The organism is Phenylobacterium sp. J426 (assembly GCF_024699945.1).
Lineage (GTDB): Bacteria > Pseudomonadota > Alphaproteobacteria > Caulobacterales > Caulobacteraceae > Phenylobacterium.
Window position 1 is genome coordinate 2,452,200 of sequence record NZ_JAJOMY010000001.1, and the last position, 11,429, is coordinate 2,463,628.

An 11,429-nucleotide genomic window follows, 5' to 3' on the forward strand; every position below is an offset into this window, starting at 1 on the left:
CGGCCCGGCCGGATGGCCGGCCCGAGGGTTTCCCGGATGCCAGGTTTTGTGGAACCTAGAACTGCACGTTCGCCCCGACGAACACCGTCCGGCCGCTGGAGGTCTCGTTCCACAGGCGCTTGGCCTGCAGCCCGTTGTACTGGATCTCCCGCTCGTCGGTCAGGTTGATGCCGTCCACCGTCAGCCGGATCTTGTCGGTCAGCTGGTAGAAGGCCGCGGCGTCGACATAGGTCGTCGAGCGGAAGCCCCCCTGGTCGATCGGATAGTCCGAGCGGTAGTTCGACGACACCCGCACGCCCCACTTCGAGGTCTCGTAGTAGAGGGTGACGTTGTAGGTGGTGTCGCTCATCCCCCAGATCGGCCCCGTCTGGCCGTTGGGGTAGGTGGTCTTCGAGTCGATGAACGTGGCGTTGGCCACAACGCCCATGTCGCTCATGAAGCCCGGCAGGAAGAAGAAGTCGGTCTGGAGGCTCAGCTCGACGCCCGTCAGCTCCGCGTCGTTCAGGTTCACCGGCCGGGTGAACTCGTTGACGTTGGTCGAGCCGGTGACGCCGGCGATCAGGTTGTCTGGCAGGCCGGTGGTCGAATAGGGCACGTTCGTCACCCGCTCGCTCACCACGAAGCCGTCGATCTTCTTGTGGAAGACGCCGGCCGCCAGCATGCCCACGCCGCCGAAATACCACTCGGCCGCCGCGTCGAACTCATCCGAGGTGTAGGGGTCGAGCTCGGGGTTGCCGACGTTGACGGTGACGAAGCCGGAGTTGGCGTCCCGGCTCACCGTGCCGTTCATGGCGTAGGCCGTCAGCGACGGCCGGTTGATGTTCTGGGCGGCGGCGACCCGCACCTGCAGCTCCGGCGTCACCTCCAGCACCGCGTTGAACGCCGGCAGCACGCCGGAATAGGTGTTGCTCACCGTCACCGGCCCCGCGCTCACGACCCCGGACGAGGTCAGCTCGGTCTCGTAGGCCCGCGCGCCCACATTGCCGCGCAGGGTCATCCCGCCGACCTCGGCCCGCCAGTCCAGCTGGGCGTAGCCGGCGGTGGTGTCCTCCTCGACCGAGTAGATCGAGCGCGGCGCGCCCAGGAAACGGGTCACCCCGTACTTGGCCAGCGCCTTGTCCCAGTCGACGGTCACCCACGACTGGTCGTCGTGCTTGTCGAAGATCGTGTAGTAGTCGTTCACGCGGTCATCGAGCGTGCCGCGTTCCCACGGCGTCTTCAGCAGGTCGTCCGTGGCCTGCGAATAGCCCGAGTTGCGGAAGCCGCGGAACGAGCCGCCGGCCTTCAGCGTCAGCGCCTCGCTGAACGCATAGGCGACGTTCAGTTCGGCATTGTCCAGCCGGGTCTTCTGGTAGGTGGCCGAGAAGTCGATCTCGTGCGCGCGATAGCTGTTCGGATCGGCGGTGTTCCACTTGTAGGTGTTGCGCGCGCTGCGCCCGTCGGCCGCATAGTCGGTGACCAGTCCTCCGAAGGCCTCGGTGTAGAACTTGTCCGAGATCGGGATGTCGTAGTCCGACTGTTCGTGGCCCAGGTGCCCCTGGACCTTCAGGCGCTCCAGGTCCCATTCGCCGGTCAGCACCACCTGCTGGAAGGTGTTCTTGGCCTCCTGGCGCCGGGTCTCCGTCGCAAAGACCGTGTTGTCGACATCGGCGTACAGCACCGAGTTGTACGCGTCCCAACGCACCGCGAGCAGCCGCGGCGGCGGGCTGGTGACGCCCGAGTGCGGGACGCTGCCGCCCAGGATCGTCGAGTTCTGCGAGGCCCGCGTCGCCAGATGCCGTTCGTCGCGGTCGTTGGTGAACTCGCCGTAGAGGCCATCCAACGTGAAGGTCAGGGTCTCGACCGGGCGCCACTGCACGGCGGCGGTCAGGCCCAGCCGCTCCTGGTCCGAGCCCCAGACCGACAGGCGGTTCCCGCGCTGGAAGACCAGCGTGCCCGACTGCACCTTGGCGCGATCCTCGGCCGACAGCGCCGACAGGTCGGTCGCGCCCGACCCGATCGGGCTCGCCGCATAGGTGTTGTAGCCCTGCTCCTCGGTCTCCCGTTTCGACCAGGCGGCCGAGACCAGGATGCCGAACTTGTCGTCCCAGTTGTGGCTCAGCATCCCGGCCAGGCGCGGCTGGAAGTCCTCGGTGGCCGAGTTGGTGCCGCCCTGGATCGACAGCGCCGCGCGCGTGCCGCCGTAGTTGAACGGCTTGGCGGTGAACAGGCCGACGGTGCCGGCCATGCCGCCCTCGTCCTGCTCGGCCGAGAACGACTTGCGCACCTCGACCTTGGTGAAGAGCTCGGAGGCGAAGACGTTGAAGTCGAAGGCGCGGTCGCGCGAGGTCTGGCCGCGGCTGTCCATGGGGCTGTCGACGTTGCCCAGCACCTCCATGCCGTTCAGCTGCACGCGGGTGAAGTCGGGGCCCAGGCCCCGAAGGCTGACGCGCCGGCCTTCGCCGCCCTCGCGGTTGATGGCCACGCCCGGCAGGCGCTGCAGCGATTCCGCCAGGTTCAGGTCGGGGAACTTCGCCATGTCCTCGGCGACGATCACGTCCGAGGCGATCTCGGCCTCGCGCTTGGCCTCGCGCGCGGCGACCAATGAGCCGCGGAAGCCGGTGACGACCACCTCGTCGACGTCCTGGGCCTGGGCCCCGGCGGCGAACGCGGACAAGACGGCGGCGGCGGCGCCCGCGAAGAGCGCCTTCCTCGAACGATACATGCTGTCAGCTCTCCAAATCAGCCGGGGATCCCCCGTTTGGTCCGGCGGTTGGAGGCGCGGTTAAGCGGGCCGCATGACGGCCCCTTGACGGTTATGGCAAAGCTTCGTGACCCGGCGGCACGGGGCGCCTAGCCCTCGCGCAGGTCCGCCCGCACCTTGGACAGGATCAGGCTCACGTGGTCGTCCACCTCGGCGACGAAGGCCTGGAGCGCCTCGTCCGGACGCTGGGCCGTCTCGTAGGGCCCGGCCAGGTTGTCGATCGTCCCCGGCAGCTCGATCTCCAGCTCTCCGATCAGCCGCCGCAACAGCACCTCGTGGGCGGCTAGGCGGACACGGAGATCACGATCGGGGTCGCTGCTCATGCGAAGAAGGGAAGCCGCCCGCCAGAGTCGGTCAAGGCATATGCAACGCACGCCGATGGACTCGAAGGCCTTTCCCGTCAAGGATCGAACGGCGCCGGGGAGCCGTCATGAGCTTTGCTATTGCTGCCGCCGCGACCTTGCAGGCAGCCGCCTTCGTCAACGCCGGCGAGCTGCCGTCGGGGTTCGCTGCGGCGGCGGTCCCCGCGGACGGGATAGTTGTCTGTCAGGCGGACGCGGGCGGCGTCCTCACAGGATGCCGGTCGGCGCGAGAGCCGCCTGAGCGCGCGGATGAAGTCGCCGCCGGAGTGCTCGAAGGCCGTAAGACGCCCGCGCCCGCTGGTCCGCTAACCCTGCAGATCCATTTGAATGGCGCGCGCTGGATGCGGGTGGTCACCAATCCGCCGTTTGATCGCCCGGCCGGTCTCGCAATGCTCGAAGCTCAGCGCCGTGCCGGCGTGAAGATCCGGGCGGACGGCGCCGCCACCCTTCACTGCATCATCACCGACAAGGGGCGGCTCTCCGACTGTCAGGTCGCGCGCGAAGCGCCGGAGGGCGGCGGCTCGGCGGCGCTCGCGCTCAAGATCGCCAAGGAGATTCGGCTGCTTCCAGTCGGCCCGGACGGGCTGCCGACGGCGGGCGCGCTGGTCCGCATGCCATTCCAGTTCCGCATGCCCTTCGAAATCCGGCCCGCGAAATGACGAGCACCTGACCGCTACGTGCTGACCGCCGTGCGTCTACTGTGACGCCCCCCCGCGCCTCGATCGGGACGACGGCTTCCAGCACGTCGCCCCGGACGAGGTGCAGCACGTCGTACCGGTCCAACGTCGGATCGATGTGGCCAGGAGCAAAGGCGATGCGTTCGCCGCGGCGCACCTCCGCCTCGGGCCGCATTACCCGCCCATGCTCGTCGCCGAAGAAGCGGTAGCTGCAGCCCTCGAATTTCGCGGTCAGCGGCTGGGGCAGGGGGGCCGTCGGTGGAGAAGGCCTTGAGCCCCGCGTCCACCGTCACCCACTGGGGATGGTTGGCGCTGATCACCGCAGCCTCGATCGACAGGCTCTGGGCGAACGCGCCGTCCGGGTCCTCACCCAGCGCCTCGCGGTACTCGCGGTCCATGAAGGCGTAGGATCCGGGCTGCACCTCGGTCAGCACGCCAAGCGCCGCGTCGGTGGAGAACGTGCCGGTGCCGCCGCCGGTGACGACCTCGATGTCGAACCCGGCCTCCGACAGGGCGGCGCGGCAGGCCTTCAGCCGTTCCATGCCCTCCGCGACGGCGACGGCCCGCGCGCCGGCGCCGGGCATGTGCTGCCAGTGGCCGCCGTAGCCCTGCAGCCCGACCAGGCTCAGCTTCGGCTGGGCGGCGACGGCGTTGGCGGTCGCCAGCGCCTGGCTCGGTCCCGACACCCCGGTGCGCCCGAGCCCCACGTCCACGTCGATCAGCACCTGGATCGGCGAGGTCGCCGCCGCCCCCAGTTCGGCCGCCGCATCGGGATGGTCGAGCACGATGCGGAAGTCGGAGAGCCGCGCCGCCAGCGCCGCCGCCCGCGCAGCCGGGCCTGGGCCGGCGATGGGGGAGGTGATCAGGATGCCGTCGATCCCGGCCGCCGCCAGCGCCTCGGCCTCCGCCAGCTTCGCGCAGCAGACGCCCACCGCGCCCGCCGCGATCTGCCGGCGCGCCACCCACGCGCACTTGTGCGACTTCGAGTGCGGCCGAAGCGCCAGGCCGGCCCCCTTCGCCCGCTCCGCCATCAGCGCCACATTGGCCTCGAAGGCGTCGAGGTCGAGGACGGCGGCCGGCGTGGCGATCGCCTGCCGCGAGCCAGGCCGGCCGAGCAGGGCCAGGGCGGCTTTCAGGTGGGGCCGTTCGGAATCCATGAGACCATGGGATGGACGCACAATCGGAAGCCGTCTAGTCGCCAGCCCGTGAAGGCCACCGATCGAAACGACGCCGCCCTCCAGCTGTTGGAGGAGATCGCGCGCGACCCGCGCCCGGCCGATGCGGTGATCTCGGGCTTCTTCCGGAGCCGTCGTGACCTCAGCGACGCCGACCGCGGCGAGGTCGCCGAGCTGGCCTATGACGTGCTCCGTCACCACGCCCGCCTGACCTGGCTGCTGGATCGCCGTGGGCGCCCGGCCACCGCGCGCGACCGCCTCCAGCTCTTCCTGGCCGGCGGCGCCATCGACCATCCCGACATGCCCGACGACGTGCGCGGCGAGTGCCCTCCCTGGGCGGTCGCGCCGCTCCGCGCCCGCTTCGGCGACGCCTTCGCCGCCGAGATGGCGGCCATGCTCATGCCCCCGCCGCTCGACCTGCGGGTCAATCCGCTGAAGGCCACCCGCGAGGCGGTGCTCGCCGACCTCCGCCGCCTGCGCCTGCCCGCCGAGCCGGCGGCACGCGCACCCTACGGTGTCCGCATCCTCGAACGCATGTCGCTGGCCCGCCTGCCGATGCTGAAGAACGGTGCGGCCGAGATCCAGGATGAAGGCTCCCAACTGGTGGCGGGCCTGGTCGACGCCCAGCCCGGCGAGCGCGTCGTCGACTTCTGCGCCGGGGCCGGCGGTAAGACCCTGGCGCTCGCCAGCCAGATGCAGAACAAGGGCCTGGTGGTCGCCTGCGACGTCTCCGAGGGCCGCCTCAAGCGCGCCGCCCAGCGGTTCCGAAACGCCGGGCTCCACAACATCCAGACGCGCCTGCTCTCCAGCGAGCGCGACAAGTGGGTGAAGCGCCACAAGGGCGGCTTCGATCGCGTCCTCGTCGACGCCCCCTGCAGCGGCACGGGCACGTGGCGGCGCAATCCCGACGCCCGCTGGCGTTCAGACGGGTTTGAGACCCTGCCGCCGCTCCAGCGCGAGATCCTCGACAGCGCCGCCCGCCTGGTGAAGCCCGGCGGCCGCCTGGTCTACGCCACCTGCTCTCTGATCCCGGAAGAGAACGAGGCTCAGGTCGAGACCTTCCTCAGCCTCCACCCCGACTTCCAGCTTATGCCGCAGCAAGCCGTCGCGGACAGCGCGCACGACGCCTACCTGTCCCTCACCCCCGCCCGCCACGGGACGGACGGCTTCTTCGCCGCGGTGCTCACACGCGCCGGATCGGAACGCCCTTCGTCGTGAACTTCGTGCCCGGGTGACGGCGTGGGCCGCCCTGGGGCTTGCCGCCGGCCTTGCCCGTCCCCGGCGGCTGATGGGCCGGGATCAGCTGATCCGGCCTGGGCCCGATCAGGTCGGCGCGGCCCATGGCTCGCAGCGCGTCGCGCAGCACCGGCCAGTTCTCGGGATCGTGGTAGCGCAGGAAGGCCTTGTGCAGCCGGCGCTGCTTCAGCCCCTTCACCGTCTCGACCGTTTCGCTGGCCCCCCGCCGCACGCCCTTCAGCGGATTGACGCCCGAGTGGTACATCGCCGTCGCCGTGGCCATCGGCGACGGGAGGAACGTCTGCACCTGGTCGGCGCGGAAGTTGTTCGTCTTCAGCCACAGGGCGAGGTTCATCATGTCCTCGTCCGTCGTCCCCGGGTGCGCGGCGATGAAGTACGGGATCAGGTGGTACTTCTTGCCCGCCTTCTTGGCCGCCTCGTCGAACATCGCCTTGAACCGGTCGTAGGTCCCGATCCCCGGCTTCATCATCTTGGCCAGCGGGCCTTCTTCGGTGTGCTCGGGCGCGATCTTCAGGAGGCCGCCCACGTGGTGGGTGACCAGCTCCTCGACGTATTCCGGGCTCTCCACCGCGAGATCGTAGCGCACGCCGGACGCGACCAGCACCTTCTTCACGCCCTGGACCTCGCGCACCTTGCGATAGAGGCGGATCAGGTCGTCGTGGCTGGTGTTCAGGTTCGGGCAGATGCCGGGGAACACGCAGCTCGGCCGTCGGCAGGCGGCCTCCACCTTGGGGTCCTTGCAGGCCATCCGGTACATGTTGGCGGTCGGCCCGCCGATGTCCGAGATAACGCCCGTGAAGCCGGGTGTCTTGTCGCGGATCTGCTCGATCTCCTGCAGGATCGAGGCCTCCGAGCGGCTCTGGATGATCCGCCCCTCGTGCTCGGTGATCGAACAGAACGTGCAGCCGCCGAAGCAGCCCCGCATGATCGTCACCGAGAAACGGATCATCTCCCACGCGGGGATCTTGGCGTCGCCGTAGCTGGGATGCGGCGCCCGCGCGTAGGGAAGGTCGTAGACGCTGTCCATCTCCTCGGTAGTCAGCGGGATGGGCGGCGGGTTCACCCACAGGTCGCGGTCGCCGTGCCGCTGCACCAGGGGCCTGGCATTGCCGGGGTTGCTCTCCCGATGCAGCACGCGGCTCGCCCGCGCGTAGGCTTCTGAATCCTTTTCCACCTGCTCGTAGGAGGGCAGGCGGATCACCACCTTGCCCGGCTTGCGCGCGGCGCCTTCCTCTGCGCTGTCCAGATCGTCGGCGGGCAGTTCGACATAGTCCCCGGGGACGCGCCGCCACAGCGCCACGCCGCGCACGTCGGTCAGCTCCCGCGGGTTCTCGCCGGCCGCGATCCGGTTCGCCACCTCGACCACCGCCCGCTCGGCGTTGCCGTACAACAGGAGGTCCGCCTTGGCGTCGGCCAGCACCGAGCGGCGCACCTTTTCCGACCAGTAGTCGAAGTGGGCGATCCGGCGCAGCGAGGCTTCGATCCCGCCCAGGATGATGGGGACGTCCTTGAACGCTTCCCGGCACCGCTGCGAATAGACCAGGGTGCAACGATCGGGCCGCCGGCCGCCTTCGCCCCCGGGCGTATAGGCGTCGTCGCTGCGGATCCGGCGGTCGGCCGTGTAACGGTTGACCATCGAGTCCATGTTGCCGCCGGTCACGCCGAAGAACAGGCGTGGGCGCCCCAGCGCCTTGAACGCCTCGGCCGACTGCCAGTCCGGCTGGCTGATGATCCCGACGCGGTAGCCCTGCGCCTCCAACAGCCGCCCGATGATCGCCATGCCGAAGCTCGGGTGGTCGACATAGGCGTCGCCGGTGACGAGCACGATGTCGCAGGCGTCCCACCCCAGCGCATCCATCTCTGCGCGGCTCATCGGCAGGAACGGCGCGGCGCGCGAGCCGGTCCGCGCGACGTGGCAAGCCCCGGAAATCAAGGGCGTTTCGGTATAGGCCTCGATATCCATGGCGCCTCAGGGAATAGGCGCGCGCGGCCCAAACTTCAACCGAACCCCGCGCCGCAGGGCCTTGTCGAACGGCGATTGCGAGTGTGGCCTCCGGCGCACACTCGCGAGGATGCGGCGCCGCAGCATCTTGCGCGGCGCACGGCTTGGCCTAGATCGGTTCCATGCATCGTCGAGTTGTCACCGCCGCCGCGGCCGCAGCGGCGTTCTTCATGGCGGCCGCGTCCGCGCCACAGGTCGCCCAGGCTCAGCCGGAGACGGGCGACGCCTTCGGCGTCTGGCGCAATCCCAAGGACAACGTGCGCGTCGAGATCCGGCCGTGCGGCGCCGCAGCGTGCGGCACCGTCGTCTGGGCCTCGGCCAAGGCCCAGGCCAAGGCGCGCGAGGCCGGCACCGACAGCCTGGTGGGCACCCAGGTGCTCAAGAACCTCGAGCTGGACGAGCGCCGCGGCGTCTGGCGCGGCCGGGTCTTCGTACCGGAACTGAACCGAAACTTCACCGGCATCGCCGAGCCGGTGGACGACAGGCGCCTCCGCGCCAAGGGCTGCGTGATCGGCGGCCTGCTCTGCAAGAGCCAGATCTGGACCAAGATCACCTGATCGGGCGGCGTTGGCCTGGTCACATCCTCCGAGACCTCCGTCGCCGGACCTGCTAGATGCCGCGGCCTCATGCCGCTCAGCGATAGACCCGCCTACTGCACCGTCGACCGGGACCTGCGCTTTCTCTCGATCAACGAGACGATGCTGACGGTGCTGAAGAAGACGCGGGACGACCTGATCGGTCGCACCTATCTCGAGGTCTATCCCGAGGCCGAGGGCGCGCCGCTCCACCGGATGCTGCAGCAGGCGCTTCAGTCCCTGACGCCGCAGAAGGGGCGTCTCTGGTCCGTACCGCTGGCCCGCGAGCTCGAGGTCGAGATCTTTCCGGTCGGCGGGACCCTCCAGGTCGCCTTCTCACTCGCCGATTAGGGCGTCTCCGGACCGGCCTGCGCCGGAGACGGGCGGTCCAGGATCCGGCGCACCTTCTCCGCCAGCTGCTCGAACGTGAACGGCTTGGTGATGAGGTCCACGCCGGGGTCGAGGCGTCCGTTGTGCACGATGGCGTTGCGCGTGTACCCGGTGGTGAACAGCACCGGGACTGCGATGCCGCGCGCGGCGACGGCCTCGGCGATCTGTCGGCCGTTGTAGCCGCCCGGAAGCACCACGTCCGTGAACAGCAGATCGGGGCGGAAGCCTTTGTCCAGGCAGGCGAGGGCGGCTTCCCCGTCGCGGGCTTCGCAGACCTCGTAGCCGAGCTCCCGCAGGATGCCGGCGGAATAGCTTCGCAGGTCGTCGTGGTCCTCGACCAGCAGGATGCGTTCGTCGCCCACCAGGAGATCGACGCCGACCGCCCGGGACGGCTCCGGCTCGGCCTCCTCGCCCACGTGGCGGGGCAGGTAGATCTTGATGGTCGTCCCGACGCCGACCTCGCTGTAGATCGCCACGTGCCCGTGCGACTGGCGCACGAAACCGTAGACCTGGCTTAGGCCGAGGCCGGTGCCCTTGCCCACCTCCTTGGTGGTGAAGAAGGGCTCGAACACCTGCTTGAGGATCTCGCGCGGCATGCCGGCCCCCGTGTCGGTGACGGCGATCATCACGTACTGGCCGGGCGCGAGCCCTTCCGGCACCGAGTCCGCATAGGCCTCGTCCAGCGCCGTATTCGCCGTTTCGATGGTCAGCCGGCCCCCCTCGGGCATCGCGTCGCGCGCGTTCACCGCCAGGTTCAGCATGGCGTTCTCCAGCTGCACGGCGTCGGCCTGGATCCGCCACACGCCGGCGCTCAGCACCGTCTCCAGGTCGATGGTCTCGCCCAGGCTGCGGCGCAGCAGCTCGCCCAGCCCCTGCACCAGCCGGTTGGGGTCGAGGGTCTGCGGCTGCAGCGGCTGGCGGCGCGAGAAGGCCAGCAGGCGCTGGGTGAGGGTGGCGGCGCGCTCGGCGCCGTGCAGGGCCATGTCGCGCGCGCGCAGCACGCGGGCGCTCTCGGCGCCGCCGGGCAGCTTGGAGAGCTGCCGGCCGATGGTCTCCAGCCCGCCCATGATGACGGTGAGCAGATTGTTGAAATCGTGCGCCACGCCGCCGGTCAGCTGGCCCAGCGCCTCCATCTTCTGGCTCTGCCGCAGCGCCTCCTCGGCGCGCGCCCGCTGGGCCATCTCCTCGCGCAGCCGAGCGTTCGCCGCCTCGAGCTGCCCTGCGCGCTGCTCCAGCCGGATCGCCATCCGGCTGGCGAACCACAGCAGCAAGGCCGCGATGAGGGTCATCAGCCCGAGAGCCAGGTAGCGACCGAGGATTTCCGGCAGCGGATCGCGGGTCGTGACCAGCCGCACCCAGCCGAACGGCACGCCCTCCTCGACCACGGGTCGGGTGACCACCAGGCGGCCATCCTGCCGTAGAGTCCCGGCCTCGCTCGGCGGAACCAGGTGCTGGGAATCGCCCCGGAGCGCGATCGCTTGGCCGCGCATGTCGAAGACGATGGCCTCGGCGATGTCGGGATTGCGCTGGAAGGCGCGCAGCGCCTGGACCAGCGTCGTCCGGTCCTCGAACGCCAGCGGCGCCGAGATCGCGCCGGCCAGGATGTCGGCCTGCACCTCCGCCGCCTCCGCCGCCTGGAGGCGGTACGCGGCTTCCCGGCCGATGCCCAGCAGCAGGCCCAAAAGCAGCAGCACCACGGCGCTGACCCGCACCAGCTGGAACTGCCGGCGCTCGGTGCGGCGGAGGCGGCCGAGGTCTTCGGATTCCATCATCGTCATCGGCGCACCGAGAGGGCCAGAGCCAGGAGTTTCGAGCTGAGCTGCAGCCGGCTGCGCTCGGCCTGGATCGTGTCGACGTGGAAGCGCACCCGCTCGCCCGCCACCACGAAGTGGATCATCCCGCGCGTGCCGCCCGCGCCGGCGTCGGTGATGGTCAGCACCGGATGCCCGGCGACCGCCGCCAGGGCCTCGCGCACCGACTGCCGGGCGCTGCCGGTGACATAGGCCACGTGGCAGCCCGAGGCGGGCGTCACAGCCGGCAGGCGGCGCACCACCACCCGCGTCGCCGCCGCCCGCTCGATGGCGGCGCCGAAGTCGTCCTGGCCCACGATGCAGACGTTCAGCACGCCGCCGTCCGGCAGGCCCTGGGCGAAGGCCGGGAACTTGGTGATGAAGGCCGCCTTCACCGCCGTGTCCATCGGCTGGGCGCGCGCAGGCCCCCCACGCTCCAGACGAGCGCCAGGCCGGCC

Annotated in this window: 9 protein-coding genes and 1 pseudogene; 4 read left to right on the forward strand and 6 right to left on the reverse strand. The window is 70.1% G+C overall.

Going from position 1 to position 11,429, the window contains the following annotated elements:
- Window positions 1-55: 55 nt before the first annotated feature.
- Window positions 56-2,704: a TonB-dependent receptor gene (locus LRS10_RS12890; protein ID WP_257837613.1), complete on the reverse strand. Its 2,649-nt coding sequence runs from the start codon at window positions 2,702-2,704 to the stop codon at window positions 56-58.
- A gap of 128 nt (window positions 2,705-2,832) precedes the next feature.
- Window positions 2,833-3,066, reverse strand: a complete 234-nt coding sequence (locus LRS10_RS12895) for a hypothetical protein (RefSeq protein ID WP_257837614.1) — start codon at window positions 3,064-3,066, stop codon at window positions 2,833-2,835.
- 380 nt (window positions 3,067-3,446) lie between these two features.
- Between LRS10_RS12895 and LRS10_RS12900 the strand changes: the two genes are divergently transcribed.
- Window positions 3,447-3,764, forward strand: a complete 318-nt coding sequence (locus LRS10_RS12900; protein WP_257837615.1) for a hypothetical protein — start codon at window positions 3,447-3,449, stop codon at window positions 3,762-3,764.
- A 419-nt stretch (window positions 3,765-4,183) separates the two neighbouring features.
- Here the strand turns inward: LRS10_RS12900 and LRS10_RS12905 are convergent.
- A pseudogene (locus LRS10_RS12905) lies at window positions 4,184-4,939 on the reverse strand (alanine racemase); the annotation flags it as partial.
- 48 nt (window positions 4,940-4,987) lie between these two features.
- On the opposite strand from LRS10_RS12905, the gene LRS10_RS12910 reads away from it, so the two are divergent.
- The gene (locus LRS10_RS12910; RefSeq protein WP_257837617.1) at window positions 4,988-6,175 is read left to right on the forward strand and encodes an RsmB/NOP family class I SAM-dependent RNA methyltransferase; all 1,188 of its coding nucleotides are present in this window, start codon (window positions 4,988-4,990) and stop codon (window positions 6,173-6,175) included.
- Here the strand turns inward: LRS10_RS12910 and LRS10_RS12915 are convergent.
- Entirely contained in the window at window positions 6,141-8,177 is a 2,037-nt protein-coding gene (locus LRS10_RS12915; protein ID WP_257837618.1) for a YgiQ family radical SAM protein, read from the reverse strand. The genes LRS10_RS12910 and LRS10_RS12915 overlap by 35 nt on opposite strands.
- A gap of 161 nt (window positions 8,178-8,338) precedes the next feature.
- Between LRS10_RS12915 and LRS10_RS12920 the strand changes: the two genes are divergently transcribed.
- Both LRS10_RS12920 and LRS10_RS12925 read left to right on the forward strand, forming a co-directional pair.
- Window positions 8,339-8,773: a DUF2147 domain-containing protein gene (locus tag LRS10_RS12920; RefSeq protein ID WP_257837619.1), complete on the forward strand. Its 435-nt coding sequence runs from the start codon at window positions 8,339-8,341 to the stop codon at window positions 8,771-8,773.
- A gap of 69 nt (window positions 8,774-8,842) precedes the next feature.
- Window positions 8,843-9,142 (forward strand): PAS domain-containing protein, encoded by a 300-nt coding sequence (locus LRS10_RS12925; RefSeq protein WP_257837620.1) that lies wholly within the window; start codon window positions 8,843-8,845, stop codon window positions 9,140-9,142.
- Here the strand turns inward: LRS10_RS12925 and LRS10_RS12930 are convergent.
- A complete protein-coding gene (locus LRS10_RS12930; protein WP_257837621.1) occupies window positions 9,139-10,950 on the reverse strand; it encodes an ATP-binding protein in 1,812 nt (603 codons plus the stop codon). The two genes, LRS10_RS12925 and LRS10_RS12930, sit on opposite strands and share 4 nt — an antisense overlap.
- 5 nt (window positions 10,951-10,955) lie before the next feature.
- Window positions 10,956-11,378, reverse strand: coding sequence for a YfiR family protein (locus tag LRS10_RS12935; RefSeq protein WP_257837622.1), 423 nt, complete (start codon window positions 11,376-11,378; stop codon window positions 10,956-10,958).
- Window positions 11,379-11,429: the final 51 nt, after the last annotated feature.